Here is a 22,860-nt window from a genome sequence, read left to right on the forward strand (position 1 = left end):
CACCTAAAAAACAGAACAAGCCGGAACTACCGGCTTATCTCTAGTGTCTACGCATAACTTCAATATTTTTCAGTGATTCACCTGTACCTATTGCAACACAATCTAATGGATCTTGTGCAATGAATACGGGAACTTTGGTTGCTTCTGAAATAACCTCTTGAAGGTTCTTCAGCAACGCACCACCACCTGTTAAAACAATTCCATGATCAATTACATCTGCTGCAATCTCTGGTGATGTTTCTTCCAATGTCTCTTTAATAGCTGCGATAATACTTTGCACAACCTCTTGGATAGATTTAGCTACATCTACTGCATCAATATCCATAGATTTAGGTAACCCAGTTATCAAATCACGTCCACGAATACTCATAGATTCTATATCTTTAGCTTTTTCAACGGAAGCTGAGCCGATTTGAATTTTAATTGCTTCAGCCGTTCTCTCACCAATCAATAAATTAAAGTTCTGATGGATATATGCTGCAATAGCTGCATTAAACTTATCTCCAGCCATTCTTGTAGAACGTGATGAAACAATACCACCTAAAGAAATAGTTGCAACATCAGTAGTACCACCACCAATATCAACTACCATTGAACCCGTAGGATCCATCACTGGAAGACCTGCACCAATAGCTGCTGCAAAAGGCTCCTCGATTACATAAGCTTCTCTTGCACCTGCAACACGGGCAGCATCAATAACCGCACGTTTTTCAACTTCTGTAACACCTGAAGGTACACAAATCATTGCAGAAGGTTTTGAATTACCTACAGTCTTTTCAATAAAATACTTAAGCATTGCTGCAGTTGTATCATAATCAGCAATTACACCATCTTTCATAGGTCTAATTGCCTTAATGCTACCAGGTGTTCTACCAATCATTTCTTTAGCGTCTGAACCAACAGAAATAATCTCACCTGTCTGCGTGTTCTTAGCTACTACAGACGGTTCTCTTAAGACAATACCCTTGCCTTCAATATATACTAAAGTATTGGCAGTTCCTAAATCAATGCCAATATTTTTAGATCCTAATCCAAACACGTTGAATCTCTCCTTAATACGTCTTATATTTAAACTATTCAACATTAGTCTATGCTATTATAGCATAAGAAAATGAAACACGCTAAGATTTCAAGTTATAATAATTCCATTTCTTTAAAACTTAAATAATTGCCTGTATTTACAATAAAATGATCTAAAAATCGTATTCCCATACATTCACTAACACTAGATATTTTTTTAGTAACTTGGATATCTTGTTCTGACGGTGTTAAATCTTCACTAGGATGATTATGTGCTAAAAAAAATCCAGCTGCATTATAAATGATTGCCCATCTAAAAATATCTCTCGGATGAATAATTGCTTGATTCAATGTACCTTTAAAAATTACTTTTTCTGCAATTATTTTATTTTTAACATCAACATAGACTGCCATTAAATGTTCTTGATAACATCCCGATAATACATTACTCAAATAATATCCAATTTGTGAACTAGAGCAAAATGACTCCATTTTTTCTCTTTTAATGGCTTTAACCCGATTGAGCAATAATTCAGCACCTAAAGACAACGTTTCTGGAGCTTCATGACTTCTGGTATACTCAAAAAAATCAGTGAATGTTGTTATATTTCGTGCCTTACATTCTAAACGTAACTGCTCAAATGTTGTAATATTTATTTCTTGTAATCCTTTAATAAATGTATTGATAATTTCTTCATCGTTAGATAATAAGTATTGATTAGTATTTTCCATAAAAACCCCTCTCAATACTTATTACGAAAAAATCAATAATTATTTTTTGAAAATTCCAAAAAATTATTACATATTAAATATGCTAGTTTTTTATCTTGAATTGTAGCTGGCTTTAAATCAGGTATCATCACACACCTCAGTCCAGCTTTTTGAGCAGCTTCAACACCGATCCCAGTATCTTCAAAGACAATTAATTCATCGCATTGCATGTCTAATCGTTTAACTGCATCTAAATAAATATCGGGAGCTGGCTTAGCTTGTAACCTAGCTTGTTTAACATCATCATAGCAAATAAAAAAGTCAAAATAATTCTCAATATGAAATTTTTGTAAAATTTGCTCAATCACTTCTTTAGTATTACTTGAAGCAATAACACATTTTTTCTGATCTTTTTTCAGTTTTTGTAAAAATTGAAGAACACCTTTTTTTAAATGCAATTGACCTTCTGCCAACCATAAACTAAACAATTCATTAGTTCGAGAGATAAATTTATCTTTTAATGATGCATCTGCAAAAAAATCATGATAAAATTCTGCTACTTTTTCAGGTGACGCACCAACGATTTCTAAATATGCATCCCTAGGAATAGGAGTTTTTAATTCTTGAGCTGCTTGGATATTTGCTCTCCAATATAGTCGCTCAGAATCAACTAGTAACCCGTCAAGATCAAAAATAACTGCTTTAAACGTTTTATTTAAATTCGTCTTCATGGCGATCTCCGTGTATATAATTCAAAATAGCTCCAGCCAGATAAAAAGAACCGGTAACAACTAAAATGTCATCTTGAGTCAATTTATTTTTTAAAATATCATAAGCTAGGCGATAATCATCAATAAAATTAATATGACAATTTAAATCCTCTTCAATATCACTCTTGGTTGCAGCACGAGGATATGAAATTCTAGTAAATGTTATTTTTTCTTTAGGATCAAACAATTTAACAACTTTAGCAATATCCTTATCTTTCATCATACCTAATAAAATATAAATTCTACCCTGAGAAATTTTTCGCACATATGATATCAATTCATGAACGGCTTGGATATTATGTGCTCCATCTACCATAATCAAGGGCTTTTTCTGAACAATTTGGTACCTTGCTGGAATAATAGTGTTGTTAATTGTCTCCTCAATATCGCTAACAGAAATATCAAATTTTAATGTAGCAAAAGTGATTAAAGCTAATGCAATATCATAAGCTTCAGCTTGTGGCCGCAACTTAAAATGAAAAAGACGCTTATTAATTGTCACTACAATATCATCATTGCATTCCACTTGAAAATCTCTGCCTAAAAGCAAAACTGGGGCATTTTTTTTGCGGGCTTTCTCCATTAAAAGAGGTAAAACCTTTGCTGGGACATTTCCTAATACGACTGGTCTATTTTTTTTAATTACTCCACTTTTCTCATGAGCTATGTCAAACATAGTAGGTCCAATAATCTTTTCATGATCTAAGCCAATTGTAGTAATAATACTTGCTTGTGGCACAATTACATTCGTTTTATCATGTTCTCCACCAATGCCGACTTCTATCACAGCATAATCACAATTTTGCTTAGCAAATATCCAAAAAGCCATTGCAGTTTCAAATTCAAATGTTACTAAGTTAAATTCTGGATATTTTTTTTGAATATTCCTTATCGCATTTTTAACTGCCTGATATGCACTAATTAGCAATTCATCACTAATTGGTTGACCATTAATTTGAATTCTCTCATTGAACATTTCAACATATGGAGATACAAAAAGGCCGATCGACTGACCGGTCTTTTGTAAAAGGCGACTTAAATAATATGCCGTTGAGCCCTTACCATTTGTACCAGTAATATGAAAAGTTTTTACTTTATCTTGAGGTTCATTTAATTCTCGTAAAATTCGGCGAATATAAGTCAAATCATTTTTTTGATGAATTCGTGGCAAATGTTCAATAAAATCTATTATTGCTTTAACATTCATTCATTAATTACTTTCTTTCAATTCTTTCAACCTTTGTACAGCACCTGCTAATTGACTCTCATAATCAGCTTGTTTTGCCTTCTCTTTTTCAATTACAGCTTCTGGAGCATGAGCAACAAAGCCTTTATTAGCTAATTTAGCTTTACAACGCTTAACTTCTTCTTGCAAGTGGTCTATTTCCTTATCCATTTTAGCAATTTCTTCTGATAAATCAACTAATTCAGCTAATGGAACAAAAATCTGAGCACCTGCTATGACAGCAGATTTAGCTAATTTTGGTGCAACCACATTAGTATCAACAACTAAACTCTTAGGATGTAAGAAATTCTCTACATAATCACGATTATCTAATAAAATATGTTTATCTTTTGAATTATCTAATTGAATCATAATATCAATAGCAGATGACATTGGAGCATTAACTTCCATTCGAATATTTCGCACAGCTTTAATAATTTCAATTAGGAATTCCATATCTTGCTCAGCAACGTAATTTTCAAATTCAGGATGTGCTACTGGATAAGATGCTACCATAATGCTCTTACCATTATGTGGCATTGATAACCATAATTTTTCAGTAACAAAAGGCATAATTGGATGTATTAAACGTAATATCTGATCCAATATCCAGACTAAATTATCTTGTTTGTGCTTTTTTAATATTTCATCTGTGCCATTTAAAGCTACTTTTGATATTTCAATATACCAATCACAAAAGTCATTCCAAATGAAGTTATACATTTCTCTACCCGCTTCACCAAATTGGAATTCATCAAACAACCGCGTTACTTTTTTAACAACTCGATTTAATTTATCAAAAATCCATTTGTCCGATAAATCAAATGTATCAACATCTGGCATATGAGCGGCTGCTGCATCTTCTGGCAAATTCATAATAACAAATCTCGAAGCATTCCAAATTTTGTTAATAAAATTCCAAGCTGAATCCATTTTAGTATAACTGAACCTTGTATCTTGACCTGGTGCAGTTCCATTTAGTAAGAACCATCGCAAAGAATCCGCACCATATTTTTCTACAACATCCATTGGATCAATACCATTGCCAAGAGATTTTGACATCTTACGACCCTGTTCATCACGAATTAATCCATGTAATACAACATTTTCAAATGGGCGACGCTTAGTAAAATGTAAACTTTGGAAAATCATCCTAGATACCCAGAAGAAAATAATATCATATCCCGTAACTAGAGCATTAGTAGGGAAATATCTCTTAAAGTCAGCAGCTTCTTCATCAGGCCAACCCAAAGTTGAAAATGGCCACAATGCACTTGAAAACCAAGTATCTAATACATCATTGTCCTGGTCCCAATTTTCAATATCTTTAGGAGCTTCTTCTTGAACAACCATCTCACCAGTTTTTTTATTGTACCATGCAGGAATACGATGTCCCCACCATAATTGACGTGAAATCACCCAATCATGCACATTTTCCATCCAATGTTCTAAAGTTCCCTCAAAACGTTCTGGAACAAAGTTAACTTTGTCGTCTTCTTTTTGATTAGACAAAACTTTATCAGCAAGTGGTTTCATTTTTACAAACCATTGAGTAGACAATCTAGGCTCAATTTGTACACCACTTCTTTCCGAATGCCCTACTGAGTGAACAATCGGTTCAATCTTTAGCAAATATCCCTCATTTTTAAGGTCTTCAACTAAGGCTTTACGACAGTCAAAACGATCCATACCTGCATATTTGCCGGCTTGTTCATTCATAGTACCATCATCATTCATAACATTAATACGTTGCAAATTATGACGATTACCAACTAAAAAGTCGTTAGGATCATGTGCAGGTGTGATTTTAACTAATCCAGTTCCAAAATCAGGATCTACATGTTGATCTTCAATCACTGGTATATGACGCCCTACAAGTGGCAAAATTAATTCTTTACCCACTAAATCCTTATACCGTTCATCACCTGGTGCCACTGCAACAGCAGTATCCCCAAACATTGTTTCTGGACGTGTAGTAGCTATCTCAACACTACCAGTTCCATCAGCTAGTGGATAATTAATGTGATAAAAGGCACCATTATCATCCTTATGAATAACTTCTATATCACTTAAAGCAGTCTCCAATTTAGGATCCCAATTAATAATATATTGTCCTCGATATATCAAACCTTCTTCATATAATTTGACAAATACTTTACGAACAGCTTTAGATAAGCCATCATCCAAGGTAAATCTTTCACGAGAATAGTCTAAAGAAAGTCCCATTTTGCCCCATTGGCTTTTAATGATCGAGGCATATTCGTCCTTCCAATCCCAAACTTGCTTAATAAATTTTTCACGACCTAATTGGTGACGGTCTTGACCTTGTTTACGTAATTTTTCTTCAACTTTCGCTTGAGTTGCTATTCCAGCGTGATCCATACCTGGAAGATATAAAGTATCATATCCTTGCATTCTCTTAAAACGAATTAAAGTATCCTGAATAGAAGTATCCCATGCATGACCCAAATGCAATTTACCAGTAACATTTGGTGGTGGAATAACTATCGAATATGGATGTGCTTTCTTATCTCCTGACGGTTTAAATAAATCTTCATCTAACCAAGTCTGATATCTGCCCTCTTCTACAGCTCGAGGATCATACTTAGGTGCTAACTCTGTCATTGCTTATTCCTCCATAAAAAAAGTCCCGGACATATTGTCCAGGACGAAAACTCCGCGGTACCACCTGATTTAAGTATATAAAATATACTTCGCTTCTTTGTGATAACGGTACAATCCGAAATAAACCTACTTAAATTTCAGTCTATCAGCATCTCAAGCTACTAAATTTTTCTGGCCTCTCAGCTAGTTGGCTTTTCTCTGTAAACGAAAAATTACCTCTTGATCAACGCCTATTGCTTATTAAATAAAGTATAACATCTTTTATAAATAATAACTATAAATTACCATTAATTAAAGTAAATTATCACTATCTTCAAAATGATCATTAATAAATTTTTGATTTGGATAAATAGGTATAATTTTGATATTATCCAAAGCTCGCTGAATTAAGCTTTCACTGTCTAATCTATCTTGCAACTTTCTTGCTTCATCAAGTTTAGGCTTGGTCTTAGGTCTAGGCGGTGCAAAAATAGTACAACAATCTTCAAATGGCTGTATTGACAACTCAAAAGTACCAATTTTATCAGCCAGTGCAATAATTTCAGTTTTATCCATAGTAGCTACAGGTCGCAAAACAGGTGTGTTAGTGACATCATTGATAGCAACCATTGATTCTAATGTTTGCGAAGCTACTTGCCCAACAGATTCACCATTAAAAATAGCTAATCCACCACGCATCTCTCGAATTTTATCTGCCAATTGCAACATAAATCTTCTTTGAACAGTCATTAAATAGCCTTCTGGCAACTTTTCTTTAATCTGCTCTTGAATCTCGGTAAATGGAACAGCGATAAAATTGATTTTTCCACAATAATTAGCTAAAATACCAGTTAATTCTTCGGCTTTAGCTAATGCCTTGTCTGTTGTATAAGGTGGACTAAAGAAATGAACCATATCTATTTTCACACCACGCTTCATTGCTAAGTACGATGCAACTGGAGAATCTATACCACCAGATAGCATCATAACAGCTCTACCAGCAGTGCCTACAGGCATACCACCTGCTCCATGTAACAATTGATTAGAGATATAAATAGCATCTTTCCTTACTTCGATTCGCAAAACCAAATCAGGATTCTTCATTTTAACTTTTAAATCTGACATATGGTCAAACAAATAATCTCCAACTAACGCATTAAGCTGATTAGTATCATATTCAAATTCATGATCACTACGTCTAGTATTAATTTTAAAAGTCATACCGTCTTTAAAAGTTGCTTGCATCAAATTAAGAGCAGTTTCTTCAATAGCTGACAATGTTCTATCTGTCTTAATGACTGGAGAATAAGTTTGAATACCAAAGACTTTTTTTAATTTTTGATCAATTTCATCAAATGGTGCACCATTTAGAATAATGTGCAACCTATCATGTTTGGGATAAATTTTAATAGCCGGAAAAGTACTTAAAGCTTTTTGAATATTATCAGCTAGTTTGGCTATAAAGTCTCTTCTATTTTTTCCTTTAGTAGACAATTCACCATACCTAACCATAACTTCTGTATATTCCAATCTAATCACCTCAATTCAAATGATTTATTTTAGCAAAATGTTGATAGATTCCATCAAAAATCTCAATAAACTGCTTTGCTTCTTCCAATGTATTCGTATCATCAAAACTTAGTCTTACCGCTGATTCTGCAATATTATTATCTATTCGCATTGCTTGTAATGTTGAACTTTCTAAACTACTTCTTGAAGAACAAGCACTAGTAGTAGAAATATAAATATCATACTTTTCTAGAGTATGAACCAATGTTTCACCTCTAATTCCTTCTAAAGCAAAACATAAAATACTGGAAACAAAGTTATCATTAATTGGCGAAAAGATATGAATACCAGGCTTATGACTCAAATAATTAATGATTTTTTCTTTTATTTGGTTCTCTCTTGCCACGTAATCTTTCTCATTAGCTAAATATAATCGCATTGCTTTAGCAGTAGCTGCAATGGCAGGTAAATTTTCTGTACCAGATCTCAAGCCACCTTCTTGGCCACCACCATCAATTAAAGGAACCAACATTTTTCCCTGTTTTTTATATAGTATTCCTACGCCCCGAGGAGCATGAAATTTATGAGCCGATAAACTCATCAAATCTACTCTAGAGGTAAAAACACGCGACCAAATTGCTTTTCCTAAAGCTTGCACATTATCTACATGAAATGTGATATTAGGATATTTTTCCAGAATTTTACTGATTTCTACTATTGGTTGAATAGCACCGATTTCATTATTAACACCCATAATCGAAACTAAAATAGTATCTGATCTAATACTATTTGCCAAATCTTTAGGATCAACCAAACCGTTACTGTCAACTGGTAATACAGTGACATCAAATCCTTCGTTCTCCAACATGCGAATAGAATGAGATACTGCAGCATGTTCAACGCTACTAGTAATAATATGCTTACCAAATGCTTTTTTGGCAAGAGCAGTTCCTTTGATAGCCCAATTATCAGATTCACTACCACTAGCAGTAAAATATATTTCAGTTGAATTTACTCCCAACAATTTGGCAATTTGGTTTCTAGATGCCTCAAGTAATTGATGTGAACGATCCCCAAATTTATGTAAACTAGAAGGATTGCCCCATATATCTTTAGTAACCTTTATATAGGTATCCAATGCCTCTGGATTGACCTGAGTAGTCGCACTATTATCAAAATAAATCAAATATTATATACCTCTCTAAAAAAACGACCACATGGTGATCGTCAAATTAACTATACAATGAATATTAACTTAATTAATTAAATCCTGCAACAGCTAAAAATTACTTTTTATAATAATCACTCTCAATTCGCTTATACGAACCTGGTTCAACTTTTTCAATGGCAGCAGCTAGAATATCCAACGCTTCTTTATATTCATACTTATTATTATATAAATCATATGCAACCTTATTAGCATGAATAATATCATTACGATTAGCATATTTGTTAGAATATTGCATTGTCAGCTCTACTAAGTCAGCTGAATCTAAAATTTCCTTTGTGTCTTGCTCCAAGCGATCAATATCATTTTGAATTTGAATCAATTCATGTGATATTTCTTCAAGATTTATCCTAACTTGATCTAATTTATCAGCAGTTTTGGCAATTTCATTCACAACTAAAGTATATAGTTGTAAAAAGCTGTCTGGTTTACCAGGTAGATTTCGTCGCTCCATTTTTCTATAAATAAGCGAGACATTCTGCTTAAATTTTTCAATAGAAGCATTAGCTATCTTTTCACCATCATATAAACCATCTACATCTTTAAAAATTTTATTTTCTCGTTCATCTGTCTTAATAATTTCATCTATTAATTTGTGCCACTTTTGTTCTATGGAGGAATATACTACTCCTCCATCACTAACTTTTTGACAATCTACATCAAATTCAGAATTCAAATGCTGAATACGACTTGATAATCCCCTAACTTCATCTAATTCTCCATGCGTTAATTCATAACTCTTATCAATATGTTCCAAATTTTTAATTAATTTCACGGAATTAGTAATAGTATGTGTTAGTGCCTTTACAATCTTAGCTTGATGCTGATCCACAAAAGCTTTGGCTTTATACTCTTTTGTTAAAATATCATAGCATTTATCAATGGTTTCTTTAATGCTATGATTCTTACTATCTGCATCCTTTAATTTTAACTGTGATACTAACTTTTTGCTTTCTTCAATCGAATTTCTTAATTGTTTGACAGTTGAGCAAATATCAATTTCAACAATACTAAATTTATTTTTAAGCATACTTTTGTATGTAGTACTAATTTCAGTCAATTGTTCTGGAAAAATATCTAACAATTCAGAACTTGTTTTCTTTACTAATGGTAATTCATCCTCTAGTTTAGTTATTGCACTTCTAATTTTTTGTAAAACACGTTTTGCTTCAACGTGATCACCTTGAATTGTTAAATTCTTAACTGATTCAAATTGGCATCCTATAGCATGCAACTCATCTTCTAAAGCTTCCAAAGCCAAGCTATAATCATATGAAGTTGATAAAATATATTTTCGTTTATCATCATATTGCTTTTTTAAAGCATCTAATTGTAATTTATTATCTCGGGTAAATTTTAACAATTCCATAAACCCTTTTTGCAAAGCTAAAACTTGTGTACCAATTTCCTGTACTTTTGGTTTTACTTGCTTAACAATTTCATAAGCCGTATATAATTTATAGCTTTCATTAGCAGCTGCAGCATTATTTAATAACTCCAAGCTTTTGGTAACATCTTCAGAAAATATGCGATTATAATTCTTTCTATCTTTGCTAAATCTCTCCAGACTTGCTCCGGCTAAATCCATCTTATCTAATCGATCAATATCTTCAGCAATTAAAGGATCATCTAACTTAGCTAAATCATCATGCAAAGAAGATATAACATTCTTAAGATACTTATTAATTATAATAGCACCTAATAAAACTGCCATTAATAAAACAACTAAAAAAACAATCAAAATAGTTTGCTTGGCTGACATATGATTTCCCCCGTCTTCTGTCATCAATTATAGCAAAACAAATGCAAATAAACAGCAAAAAGAGCCCTATAATACTTGATTTTTTAAAAAATTATCCGTATAATGTGCTTTGTGTAAAATATTGCAGCAATAAGCGACAAGAACGTCAACATCTTAGGGCGTTTAGTGAATCGGTAACCCGTGCTGCACTGGGTGAAAATTCAACTTAAGATGCACGAATGTTGAGCTTATTCTTATATTTTACTCCAGAAATTATTTTATGTTTTTATGGAGGATATTTTTATGTCAAGATATACTGGCCCAAGTTGGAAACGTTCAAGACGTTTGGGAATTTCACTTTCAGGAACTGGTAAAGAAATTAGTCGTCGTAACTACGCACCTGGCGATCACGGTCCTGGTAATCGTACTAAAGTTTCCGAATATGGTGAACAATTAAAGGAAAAGCAAAAATTACGTTGGATGTTTGGTTTGAATGAACGTCAATTCCGTAATTTGTTTGTCCTTGCAGGTAAAATTCGCGAGGGTAAGCACGGTGTTAACTTCATGATTATGCTTGAAAAGCGTCTTGACAATGTAGTTTACCGTTTAGGTTTAGCAACTACTAGAGAACAAGCAAGACAATTGGTAAACCATGGTCACATATTAGTTGATGGTAAACGTGTTGATATTCCTTCTTTCCAAGTTAAAGTTGGTCAAGAAATTAGCTTAAAAGAAAAGTCAAAGAACTTACAACAAGTTAAAGATGCACTTGAAGCTACAGTTTCACGTCCTGCCTTTGTAACATTTGATGAAAGCAAAATGACTGGTTCATTAGTTCGTCTTCCTGAACGTGACGAAATGGAACCTGAAATTGATGAATCACTTGTCGTTGAATGGTACAATAAGAAACTTTAATATTCAGTTAAGAATCTTTCCTTTATGGAAAGATTTTTTTATTATGAAATATATCATTGAGGATGTACAAAAAATGCAACCATTAGCATATAGAATGCGACCACATAGTTTAACTGATGTTGTTGGCCAGCAACATCTAATTGGTCCAGGAAAAATCATCACTAGAATGGTAGAAGCCAAATTATTATCTTCTATGATTCTTTATGGTCAACCAGGAATTGGCAAAACTAGCATTGCTACAGCTATTGCTGGTGCAACTAAGTATGCATTTAGAAAATTAAATGCAGCTACAGATTCAAAAAAAGATTTACAAATTGTTGCCGAAGAAGGCAAAATGAGTGGTACTGTTATTCTATTATTAGATGAGATACAGCGATTGGATAAAAGTAAACAAGATTTTTTATTACCCCTGTTGGAATCCGGGCAGATTATTTTAATCGGTGCTACTACTGAAAATCCATATATTGCTATCTCACCTGCTATTAGATCACGTTGTCAGATTTTTGAACTAAAACCACTTCAATCAGAAGATATTTCTAAGGCTATTGATCATGCTTTACTTGATCCAATTAATGGATTAGGCAAAGAAAATGTTACTTTAACGCCAGAAGCTAGAAATATTTTAATTCAAAAAGGAAATGGCGACTTGCGATCAACCCTTAATGCCTTAGAACTAGCTGTATTATCAACCAAACAAGAATTAATGCAGACAAATCAATATCACAATAAATTGACTATTTCTGAAAGTGAGATGCTGAATTCTGTACAATTCAAATCATACAATTTTGACAGTAATGGTGATAGTCACTACAATCTCCTTTCTGCATTTCAGAAATCAATCCGCGGATCAGATACTGATGCTGCACTTTTCTATTTAGCTGAACTATGTCTAGCTGGAGATTTAAAGTCAATTTGTCGAAGATTATTAGTAACTGCATACGAAGATATTGGTCTAGCAAATCCTGCTGCATGTAGTCGTACTACCTTGGCTGTACAAGCAGCTGAAGCTGTAGGTTTACCAGAAGCAAAAATTATTTTAGCAAATAGTATTATCGAATTATGTACTTCACCTAAAAGTAACAGTGCTTACTTAGCCATTAATCAAGCAATTGATTTAGTTGCTAATACAAAGGATATTGATATTCCATTATCCCTAAAAGATGCACATTTTAAAGGAGCCGCTAAACTAAAGCATGGCCAAGGTTATAAATATCCGCATGATTTTAATAAAGATTGGATAGCACAACAATATTTACCTGATCAACTAATTAATACTATTCTTTTTAAACCTAAAGGTAATTCTAAATTTGAAGAAGCAATTAAAGCTCAATATTTAAAATTAAAGGATTTACAAACTAAAAATTTAAATAAAAGTAACTAAATTGACTTATTGTTAATTTTTGATAAAATATAATTGATCTAAGTAATCAAGTATTAATTAAGAGTTGACCGATCAACCAATTGACGTTAGATTCTACGAATAACTACTAAATCGGAATACCTAATTTTTAGGAATCCATATTTACGGCGACGTAGGATCAATTTTTGAACACTTTCGGGTTCAACGACGTTATTTATGCTTGATGCTTAGATTTTTTTATAGTTATATATAATAATTTTTAAAAGGATAATTTAATGTCTATTTTACAATTGATAATCTTACTATTTATTATGCTGATATTATTAGTCGCTTATTTTTTATATAAGTGTCAATTACAGAATACATTTCTTATTTATAATATTAAAGATAACAATAATTTAAGAAATTTATTCAAATGTACAAGCCTAATTTTAGTCTTAGTAGCAATTTTAGGTTTAATTATTTTATTCAGTTTTGATAAATACTATAACTTGATAACATTATTTTTAGCCAGTGTTGTCTTAGTACTATTTTCACTGATGCTAAATATTTTAAAATAAATATTTATATATAAAGGTTATATGTTTTGGAGTAAAATATTATTGAGGTGATTGCTAATGTCAAAACAATACAAAAATATTCAAATTGCAATTGATGGATCTAAAGAAGCAGATGTTGCATTCAAAAGTGCTGTTGAAATTGCAATTTTGAACGATGCTAATTTAGAAATATTGCATGTAGTTGATACAAGAGCATTTCAGGATGTATCGAGCTTTGATTCTGAAATGGTAGAACAAGTTTCCAATGATGCTAAAACAAAAATCGAAGATTATTATCAACGAGCACTTGACGCTGGTTTAAAACATGTTCATTATTCTATTGAATATGGTTCTCCAAAAAATATTATTGCACATGAATTTCCAAATGAGCATAATATTGATTTGATTGTCATTGGTGCGACTGGTTTAAATGTTATTGAGCGATTACTTATCGGTAGTGTAACTGAATATGTGACTCGTACTGCAGCCTGTGACGTTTTAGTTATTCGCCAACAATTAGCTCAAAAACAAGATATCAAAAATAATAAATAATTTTTCTAATAAAAATACACTTAATCGTTGCAAGGTTAAGTGTATTTTTTTCGCTATTCTTATGTAACTTTTAAAAATCTTTTACTCTACTAAAAATATAATCTTTATGGTGCCATTTCATTGATAAAATCAAACCTACTCCAATCATATTTCCAATCAGAGCAGACCCACCTTGTGATACAAAAGGCAATGGAATACCAGTAAGTGGCAATAAATCAATTCCCATGCCAATATTTTCAAAAACATGAAAAAGTATCATCATAATAATCCCTGTTGAAATATATGAATAAAATGTATTTTTTGTTTCAAAGGTAATCCTAACCATCTTAAAGATTAAATAACCATATAAAACTATTAATGCACACGAACCAACGAATCCAAAGGTTTCACCAATTACCGAAAAAATCATATCTGATGTTCTAACAGGCACATACACATTTATTTTACCAAAACCTTGGCCAAAAATTTGCCCTGAGCCAATTGCCTTCATACTCAACCATAATTGATATGCACCTTTAGACGTATCGCCAAAGGGATTAAGCCATGAATTTATTCTTTCAAATTGATACGCTCTAAAATTAAAATGACCTAATATTACCTGACCTCCTGGCGTAGTAACCAATAATATAGCAACAGCTCCTAATAAAAACGCTACACCATACACAGGAAATATAATTTTCCAGGTTATACCAGATACTAAAATAACTCCACCCACAATAGCTATAAAAACTAGCATGGTACCAAAGTCATTTTGTAATTTTAACAATATCGCAACTGGCAAAAGATATGCCATAATTTTACCTATCAGTTGCCAATCAGATTTAATTTGATGCTCAAATCGTAAATTATGCTGATTAACTACACGAGCTAGCATTAGAATGAATGCCGGCTTCATAACTTCTGAAGGTTGAAATGTTAAAGGCCCTAGTTTAAACCAACTCTTGGCACCAGTTTCATTAAAGGTACTGCGATTATATAAAAATAAGACCGCAATTAATAAAATAATTCCTGTAGCATATGCATAGGGGGCTAATTTAAATAATTGCTCAGAATCAAATCGCATAATAAAAATAACAATAGCAATGGATACTACATACCACAAGCCTTGCACAGCTACAATATACTTTGGTCTACCCAAATTAGGATCATTACTAGCTGCCACCCAGATAGCATACAAACTGATTAAAGCTAATGTAAAAACAGATAGCACAATACCCCAAGCTACTCTATCAAACCAGTCGGATTTGTTTTCTACTTTTGCCATTACCTATCACCACTTTTTACTTTTCGTGAAGTGTAAAATATGATAACAATTCATTAATCGCACTTTCTAAAGTCTTAGAATATATACTATATCCAGACTTAGCAGTAATAGCATGATATCGATCATTATCTTTTTCAATTATACCTACACTCTTTTTACCTGGAATAATAACCTCCCAAGTTGGAACAGAAGCATTTTTCTGTTCGTTAACTTCTATTTCAATATTTTCTAGCTTTTTTGACATACTATCTCCTAATTTATTTATAAAATTTTTTGGCAATTATTGGATCCATATATTTCTCAGGATGCGGATTTCTGCGGATAGTAAAAAAATCTGGCACAGGATCTACACCACCACGGACGAACGGATTACATCTAATGATACGTGCAACGCCCATAATAATTCCTAAAATACACCCATGTTTAGATATAGCAGTAATCATATATTTAGAACATGTCGGATAATATCTACATGTAGGTGGAAATAATGGTGATATACACTTTTGATAAATAATCACCATATTAATAAGTAATTTTTTCATTAATTTAAAAATTGAAATAAATGTATCCATGAAAAAAGTAAGGACACAACAATTTGAATCAAAAATAAGGTTTCATCCTATTTTTTGGAATGTTCCTGAATATTTTTTAGCAAAATACCTGTTCCATTAGCAACAGCTTCCAAAGGATTATCTGCTACTAACACTGGAACTTGTAAATAATAAGTGATCAACTTATCAATATTAGTCAACAAGGCACCACCACCAGTTAGCATAATACCTCGGTCAATAATATCAGCCGATAACTCTGGCGGAGTTTTTTCTAATACTTCTTTGGTTGCTGCCACAATGGACATCAATCCATCTTCTAATGATGATTGAATTTCCGTTGCTGAAACTACTGTCTGCTTTGGCAAGCCATCTATAATATCTCTACCTCTTACTGAAATAACTTTCTCTGGATCAGCATCAAAAGCCGTACCAATTTGAATTTTTATTTGTTCAGCAGTACACTGTCCTATCAACAAATTCTTATTATTTTTAATATAATTAATAACAGCTTGGTTCATTTTATCACCAGCCCAGCGAAGTGAGCGAGAAGTTACAACTTCACCCATTGACAAAACGGCAATGTCAGTAGTTCCACCACCAATATCAATTACCATATTTCCCTGCGGTTTAAAAATATCCAAACCAGCACCAACTGCAGCTACTTTCGGTTCAAAGTCTAAGTAAACTCTTCCTCCACCTGATTTTTCTGCAGCTTGAATAATAGCCTTTTGTTCTATCGATGTAACACCTGTCGGAGCACAAATTAATATATTAGGTTTAGACATAAAACCTTTTACATTTAACTTATTGATAAAATAACTTAACATTGCTTCAGTAATATCAAAGTCCGCAATCACACCATTTTTTAAAGGACGAATTACTCTGATATTACCAGGAGTACGACCTACCATTTTATAAGCTTCTGTGCCTACAGCAACTACTTTATTTGAATTAGTATCAACAGCAACTACAGATGGTTCATTTAAAACGATGCCTTTACCTGCAATATTTATTAAAACATTAGCTGTACCTAAATCAATTCCTATGTCTTTTGCCACTACAATACCTCCAGTAATTAATCACTAAAAATTGTATCACAAAAATATATTTTATTTAATAGCTATTAAATAAATAACCATTTCAGTAACATTGAATAATACATTAAATTAATTAAAAATTGTCCCACTAAATAACCTAATGAAATGGCAATAAAAATCAATAAGATTTTAACTTCATTAGTCTTCCCTTTACGGATAAATTTTTCTAATGCAAGACATTTAACAACCTTAAAGGAATAAGCAATTGTCACGAGATATGTAATAATCCTTATTAAAGCACCTATACCTAAATCTTTCATCTTTTTCTCCTTAAGCAAAAAAAGATGGGCAAAAACCCATCCTTTACGATTATTTACCTAAATTTTCACGAACATGTAAACGATTAAGTGCTCGCTCTAAAGCAATCTTAGCCTTATACATCTCACGATCATTATGATGAGATTTAGCTTCTTGGATATGCTTTTCTGCACGCTCTTTAGCAACTTGTGCACGTTCAACATTAATATTTCGTGCACGTTCCGCACTATCAGCAATAATAGTAGCCTTGTTATCTGAAAATTCCATATAACCACCATTAACTGCTATATGATCAACTCCATGTTTGGATTCTCGCTTAACTTTAACTTCTGCAATAGCTAATGGAGTAATTAAAGGTAAGTGATTATACAAAATTGTTCTCTCACCATCAATCGCTCTAAATGAAATCTTACTTGAGCGATGTGAATAAATAACTCCGTCAGGTGTAACAACAGTTACAGTTAAAAGCTTCTCTGCTTCTACCATGATATATCAACCTACTTTGCTTTCAACATAGCTTTAGCATCAGGGTCACTAGGTACTACTCCCATAGTATTAGCTTTGTTAATTACATCTTCGATTGGACCAACATTTCTAAATGCATCTTCAGGCAAATCGTCTAACTTACCATCAATAATCATCTTGAACCCTTTAATGGTTTCTTTGATTGGAACATATGAACCTGGCAAGCCAGTAAATTGTTCAGCTACGAAGAAATTCTGTGACAAGAAGAATTGTATTTTTCTTGCTCTAGCAACAATTAATTTCTCTTCATCTGATAATTCATCCATTCCCAAAACAGAAATAATATCCTGTAATTCTTGATATCTTTGTAAGATATGCTGCACTTGAACAGCAACTTCATAATGATCCTTACCAACAACTTCAGGATCCAAAGCACTAGATGTTGATTCCAAAGGATCAACAGCAGGATATATACCTTGCTCAACTAAGCGACGCTCCAAATTAGTAGTAGCATCTAGGTGAGCAAATGTTGTTGCAGGTGCAGGGTCTGTATAGTCATCAGCTGGAACATAAACTGCCTGAATAGATGTAATAGAACCCTTTTTAGTAGACGTAATTCTTTCTTGCAATTGACCCATTTCTGTAGCCAAAGTTGGTTGGTATCCTACAGCACTAGGCATACGTCCTAACAAAGCTGAAACTTCTGATCCTGCTTGAGTAAATCGGAAAATATTATCAATAAACAATAATACGTCTAAGCCTTCTACATCACGGAAATATTCCGCAATAGTTAACCCAGTTAACGCAACTCTCATACGTGCACCAGGTGGTTCATTCATCTGCCCAAAGACCATGGCTGTCTTAGCTAAAACACCAGATGCCTTCATTTCAAAATAAAGGTCATTTCCTTCACGTGTTCGTTCGCCAACTCCAGTAAATACAGAAATACCACCATGTTCTTGAGCAATATTATGAATCAATTCCTGAATAATAGTTGTTTTTCCAACACCTGCACCACCGAACAATCCAACTTTACCACCACGGACATATGGTTCCAACAAGTCAATAACTTTAATACCTGTTTCTAGAATTTCTTCACTGGTACTCAAATCATTGTACTTAGGTGCATCCTTATGAATTCCATCACGTTGAACGTCATCAGCAATTTCAGGACCACCATCAATTGGGTCACCTAAAACATTAAATACACGACCTAATGTTGCTTTACCAACAGGAACAGAAATTGGGCCACCTGTGTCCTCAACTTCCATCCCACGTCTCAATCCGTCGGTAGATTCCATTGAAATAGTTCTTAAAACACCATCACCAAGTTCAAGTGTTACTTCAAGCACTAAGATATCACCATTAGTGTTTTTTACATGCAAGGCATTATTAATATCAGGTAATTTTTTATCAACAGGAAATTGAACATCAACAACAGGTCCGATAACCTGTAAAATTTTACCTTTGCTCAAAATATCTACCTCTATTCCTCTTATCATTCAAGGGCATTAGCACCACCAACAATTTCAGTAATCTGTGTGGTAATTTGTGCTTGTCTAGCCCTATTTAACTTGGTTGTCAATCTAGAAACAACATCCTCAGCATTTTTAGACGCACTTTGCATTGCAGTCATAGAACTTGCATGTTCTGCAGTTTTAGCATCCAAAATTGCACCAAAAATCATTGAACGGGCAAATTGCGGTAAAACCGATCTCAAAACCGAATCAACGCTCGGGGCAACAATATAATCTTTAGGGACCACTTCCTCATCAGAAATATCTAAATCAGAAATTGGTAACATCTTCTGAACACGAAATGCTGAAGATAAAGTATTCACATGGTGCGTATAACAAACATATAATTCATCATATACACCATTTTGATACATCTTAATCGCAGATTGGATAATGTCTCTAACTTGTTTATAATTAGGCACATCATCTACTCCTTTATATTCGTATACGACATTCAAATTCTGCTTTTTGAAAAATTGTGCAGCAATACTACCTACGGCTAGTATTTTGGCATCTCTTTTTTCAATTTCAGCATCTTTAAAAATATCCATCATATTTTTAATGACTTGGTTATTATAGGAACCTACCAAACCACGGTCACCACTAATTACTAAGTAACCAGTACTTTTAATTTCCTTGCGTGGTTGAATTAAGTCCACAATCTTACCCAATTCGAATATATCACTATAATCAAGGGAATTTATTTCATCGTCACACATTTCCACATTTTTCTTGTTAAACTCATCAAAAATTTTGGCACTAACAAGGTGAGAAATAGTTTGACGAATATGATCGTTATATACTGTATACGCCTGATTTAGCTTTTCAGTACGATTAAGTTTTACACCTGAAACCATTCTCATGGCTTCAGTAATTTGACCTGTTTTTTGAATAGAAGAGATTTTTTTCTTCAATTCAAGGAGAGACTCTGTCATTTAAATAACCTTCCCTCCTAATTTTTACCTATTGAAAAACCTTCGTTAAAGTCTTTTAAAGCAGCCTTTAATTTATCTTCATCTGGTAAATTACCAGTTGTCCTAATAACATCGAGTAAATCATTATGATTACTTGCAAAGAAATCATACAATTCATTTTCATAACGAAGAATATCAGGAACTGGTATCTCATCAAGAAAGCCATGTGTCAGTGCATATAATACCAACACTTCATCTTCAACAGGTAATGTCTTATGCAATGGTTGCTTAAGAACTTCTACAGTTCTACGTCCACGATTAAGCTTAGCTTGTGTAGCTTGATCTAGATCACTACCAAATTGTGCGAAACTTTCCAATTCACGATATGAAGCAAGGTCAACACGCAAAGTTCCGGCAACTTTCTTCATAGCCTTAATCTGTGCACTACCACCAACACGTGAAACTGATTCACCAGCATTAACAGCTGGTCTAGTACCTGCAAAGAACAAATCTGACTCTAAGAAAATTTGTCCATCAGTAATTGAAATAACATTAGTTGGAATATATGCTGAAATATCACCGGCTTGTGTCTGAATAAATGGTAAGGCAGTCATTGAACCACCACCTAATTTTTTGCTCAATTTAGCACTACGTTCCAACAAACGTGAATGTAGATAGAAAACATCACCAGGATATGCTTCACGACCAGGTGGACGACGAAGTAATAATGATATTTCACGATAAGAAACTGCTTGCTTGCTTAAGTCATCAAAAACAATAAGCACATCCTTACCATTGTACATAAATTCCTCACCCATTGCAGTACCTGCATATGGAGCGATGTAAAGCATTGGAGCTGGCTCACTAGGTCCAGCTTGAACAACAATCGTATAATCCATTGCTCCAAATCGCTTCAAAGTTTGAACGGAATTTTTAACTGTTGATTCCTTTTGACCAATAGCAACATAAATACAAATTACATTTTGACCCTTTTGGTTAATGATAGTATCAATAGCCAGTGCAGTCTTTCCTGTTTTACGGTCACCAATAATCAACTCACGCTGACCACGACCAATTGGAACCAAGGCATCGATTGCCTTAATACCTGTTTGTAAAGGTTGGTTAACGGACTGACGCTCCATAACACCGGGAGCCTTGCTTTCTATTGGTCTAGTTTTTGTAGTCTTTATCTCGCCTAGGCCATCTACAGGTTGTCCCAATGGATTAACAACACGACCGATCAATGCCTCACCAACAGGAACTTCCATGATTTTTCCTGTACGCTTAACTTGATCACCTTCACGAATGTCATCGAATTTACCTAAAATGATAATACCAACATCATTTGCTTCAAGGTTCTGTGCAATACCATATGAACCATTAGAAAACTCTAATAACTCACTTGATAAAACATTATCTAAGCCGTGAGCTCTGGCGATACCGTCACCGACGTAAGTAACTGTACCAACTTCGTCGACGTTGAGCTTTTCACTGTAATTTTCAAGTTGTTGTTTAATTAAAGCACTTAATTCTTCCGCTTTAATGCTCAATGGTCTCACCTCTTTTACTTATACTTAATTGCTTGCGAATCTGCTGCAATTTATTTTTGATTGATCCATCAATTATGTGATCCCCTACTTTAAGAACCACACCTCCCAGAATATTGGCATCTACTTGATTAGTTAAATGAATATTACTCAAGTTGAATTTATTAGCATATGACTTACTAATGGCAGCTAACTGTTCATCATCAAGAGCAATAGCACTGATTGCTACGCCACTTGCCTCATTCATCTCTCGATCATAAAACTTATCAAAAGCTTGCAAAATACAACCTAAATCCGCAAAACGACCATATTCTAAAACTAAATTTAAGAAATTAGCCATCTCTACTGTCATTTCAGCAGCTACTGCCTTTAATATTTGCTTCTTGTCGTTACTAGACAACAAAGGAGAAGCCATCAACAATTCAAATTTAGGATTTTCCTGCAAAACTTTAATCAGCTCATCCACCTCATCATGAACAAGTGCAAGTTTAGCGTTTTCTTTAGCATATTCAAATAACGCCATTCCATATCTGGAAGCTATTTCTTCCCTACTAAGAGACATTACTCATTCAGCCCCTTGATAAATTTATCTACCAAATCTTTCTGATCTGCCATCGAAAGGTTCTTACCAATCAACTTTTCAGCAATGGTGACAGAAATATCAGCTACTGCATCATGAGCTTGATTTAATGCATCAGCTTTTGCTTGTGCAGCATCTTGTGTAGCTTTTTCTCTAATAGAAGCAGCTTCACTATTAGCAGCACTGATAATTCCATCTTTGGTCTTTTCCGCATTGCTCTTAGCTATAGAAAGGATTTGTGTTGCTTCCTGCTTCGAATTCTTTAATTCTGCTTCACGTTGATTAGCTAATAATTCTGCTTTCTTTTGCTTATTTTCTGCATCATCTAAATCAGAAATGACTTTTTTGCGCCTTTTTTCCATCATTGATGATACAGGTCCAAAAGCAAAATGATTGACTAACCACAACAATGCAGCAAAAATTAAAAGATAATATAAAGTATCACCTAATTCGAGCTTGATAGCAGCTAACATTATTTGCATATGAAACCCTC

At 33.5% G+C, this 22,860-nt stretch carries 22 protein-coding genes; 3 read left to right on the plus strand and 19 right to left on the minus strand.

Annotation, left to right across the window (positions count from 1 at the left end):
* Positions 1–40: 40 nt before the first annotated feature.
* The 8 genes from G6Z82_RS04225 to G6Z82_RS04260 all read right to left on the minus strand — a co-directional run bounded on the left by G6Z82_RS04225 (position 41) and on the right by G6Z82_RS04260 (position 10,829).
* Positions 41–1,039 (minus strand): rod shape-determining protein, encoded by a 999-nt coding sequence (locus tag G6Z82_RS04225; RefSeq protein WP_164785837.1) that lies wholly within the window; start codon positions 1,037–1,039, stop codon positions 41–43.
* A gap of 95 nt (positions 1,040–1,134) precedes the next feature.
* Positions 1,135–1,752: a JAB domain-containing protein gene (locus tag G6Z82_RS04230; RefSeq protein WP_006729194.1), complete on the minus strand. Its 618-nt coding sequence runs from the start codon at positions 1,750–1,752 to the stop codon at positions 1,135–1,137.
* A gap of 32 nt (positions 1,753–1,784) precedes the next feature.
* Positions 1,785–2,462 (minus strand): HAD family hydrolase, encoded by a 678-nt coding sequence (locus G6Z82_RS04235; RefSeq protein ID WP_006734614.1) that lies wholly within the window; start codon positions 2,460–2,462, stop codon positions 1,785–1,787.
* Positions 2,443–3,708, minus strand: a complete 1,266-nt coding sequence (locus tag G6Z82_RS04240; protein ID WP_164785838.1) for a bifunctional folylpolyglutamate synthase/dihydrofolate synthase — start codon at positions 3,706–3,708, stop codon at positions 2,443–2,445. Before G6Z82_RS04240 ends, G6Z82_RS04235 begins: the two co-directional genes overlap by 20 nt.
* Before the next feature lie 3 nt (positions 3,709–3,711).
* Positions 3,712–6,351 carry a valine--tRNA ligase gene (locus tag G6Z82_RS04245; protein WP_006730154.1) on the minus strand — a complete coding sequence of 880 codons (2,640 nt, stop codon included), beginning with the start codon at positions 6,349–6,351 and terminating at the stop codon, positions 3,712–3,714.
* Between the two features lie 291 nt (positions 6,352–6,642).
* Positions 6,643–7,860: a tRNA uracil 4-sulfurtransferase ThiI gene (gene thiI, locus G6Z82_RS04250; protein ID WP_006730158.1), complete on the minus strand. Its 1,218-nt coding sequence runs from the start codon at positions 7,858–7,860 to the stop codon at positions 6,643–6,645.
* A 10-nt stretch (positions 7,861–7,870) separates the two neighbouring features.
* Positions 7,871–9,025, minus strand: a complete 1,155-nt coding sequence (locus G6Z82_RS04255) for a cysteine desulfurase family protein (protein ID WP_006729199.1) — start codon at positions 9,023–9,025, stop codon at positions 7,871–7,873.
* A gap of 100 nt (positions 9,026–9,125) precedes the next feature.
* Positions 9,126–10,829: a septation ring formation regulator EzrA gene (locus G6Z82_RS04260; protein WP_006730119.1), complete on the minus strand. Its 1,704-nt coding sequence runs from the start codon at positions 10,827–10,829 to the stop codon at positions 9,126–9,128.
* 282 nt (positions 10,830–11,111) lie between these two features.
* Here G6Z82_RS04260 and rpsD point away from each other — a divergent pair, with 282 nt between their 5' ends.
* From rpsD to G6Z82_RS04275, 3 genes are all read left to right on the plus strand, one after another.
* Positions 11,112–11,723: a 30S ribosomal protein S4 gene (rpsD, locus tag G6Z82_RS04265; RefSeq protein ID WP_006730196.1), complete on the plus strand. Its 612-nt coding sequence runs from the start codon at positions 11,112–11,114 to the stop codon at positions 11,721–11,723.
* A 73-nt stretch (positions 11,724–11,796) separates the two neighbouring features.
* Positions 11,797–13,104, plus strand: coding sequence for a replication-associated recombination protein A (locus G6Z82_RS04270; protein ID WP_006730188.1), 1,308 nt, complete (start codon positions 11,797–11,799; stop codon positions 13,102–13,104).
* Between the two features lie 596 nt (positions 13,105–13,700).
* Entirely contained in the window at positions 13,701–14,174 is a 474-nt protein-coding gene (locus G6Z82_RS04275; protein WP_006730099.1) for a universal stress protein, read from the plus strand.
* 70 nt (positions 14,175–14,244) lie between these two features.
* Here G6Z82_RS04275 and G6Z82_RS04280 read toward each other — a convergent pair whose 3' ends face one another.
* The 11 genes from G6Z82_RS04280 to atpF all read right to left on the minus strand — a co-directional run bounded on the left by G6Z82_RS04280 (position 14,245) and on the right by atpF (position 22,849).
* A complete protein-coding gene (locus G6Z82_RS04280; protein ID WP_006729204.1) occupies positions 14,245–15,438 on the minus strand; it encodes an FtsW/RodA/SpoVE family cell cycle protein in 1,194 nt (397 codons plus the stop codon).
* Between the two features lie 16 nt (positions 15,439–15,454).
* Complete coding sequence (locus tag G6Z82_RS04285) at positions 15,455–15,682, minus strand: DUF2969 domain-containing protein (RefSeq protein ID WP_006730189.1); 228 nt, start codon at positions 15,680–15,682, stop codon at positions 15,455–15,457.
* 13 nt (positions 15,683–15,695) lie between these two features.
* Entirely contained in the window at positions 15,696–15,980 is a 285-nt protein-coding gene (gene yidD / locus G6Z82_RS04290; protein ID WP_010222395.1) for a membrane protein insertion efficiency factor YidD, read from the minus strand.
* 77 nt (positions 15,981–16,057) lie between these two features.
* Complete coding sequence (mreB, locus tag G6Z82_RS04295) at positions 16,058–17,047, minus strand: rod shape-determining protein (protein ID WP_006729207.1); 990 nt, start codon at positions 17,045–17,047, stop codon at positions 16,058–16,060.
* A 65-nt stretch (positions 17,048–17,112) separates the two neighbouring features.
* Complete coding sequence (locus G6Z82_RS04300; protein WP_006729208.1) at positions 17,113–17,346, minus strand: DUF1146 family protein; 234 nt, start codon at positions 17,344–17,346, stop codon at positions 17,113–17,115.
* A 49-nt stretch (positions 17,347–17,395) separates the two neighbouring features.
* Positions 17,396–17,830, minus strand: a complete 435-nt coding sequence (locus tag G6Z82_RS04305; protein WP_006729209.1) for a F0F1 ATP synthase subunit epsilon — start codon at positions 17,828–17,830, stop codon at positions 17,396–17,398.
* Positions 17,831–17,841: 11 nt separating this feature from the next.
* The gene (gene atpD, locus G6Z82_RS04310) at positions 17,842–19,284 is read right to left on the minus strand and encodes a F0F1 ATP synthase subunit beta (protein ID WP_006730163.1); all 1,443 of its coding nucleotides are present in this window, start codon (positions 19,282–19,284) and stop codon (positions 17,842–17,844) included.
* 23 nt (positions 19,285–19,307) lie between these two features.
* Complete coding sequence (locus G6Z82_RS04315; protein ID WP_164785839.1) at positions 19,308–20,261, minus strand: F0F1 ATP synthase subunit gamma; 954 nt, start codon at positions 20,259–20,261, stop codon at positions 19,308–19,310.
* A gap of 17 nt (positions 20,262–20,278) precedes the next feature.
* Positions 20,279–21,790: a F0F1 ATP synthase subunit alpha gene (gene atpA / locus G6Z82_RS04320; RefSeq protein ID WP_006730105.1), complete on the minus strand. Its 1,512-nt coding sequence runs from the start codon at positions 21,788–21,790 to the stop codon at positions 20,279–20,281.
* Entirely contained in the window at positions 21,780–22,349 is a 570-nt protein-coding gene (gene atpH, locus G6Z82_RS04325; RefSeq protein ID WP_006733453.1) for an ATP synthase F1 subunit delta, read from the minus strand. Before atpH ends, atpA begins: the two co-directional genes overlap by 11 nt.
* Entirely contained in the window at positions 22,349–22,849 is a 501-nt protein-coding gene (atpF, locus tag G6Z82_RS04330; protein ID WP_006729214.1) for a F0F1 ATP synthase subunit B, read from the minus strand. Before atpF ends, atpH begins: the two co-directional genes overlap by 1 nt.
* Positions 22,850–22,860: the final 11 nt, after the last annotated feature.

This window comes from Lactobacillus iners, from assembly GCF_011058775.1.
GTDB classification, from domain to species: Bacteria; Bacillota; Bacilli; order Lactobacillales; family Lactobacillaceae; genus Lactobacillus; species Lactobacillus iners.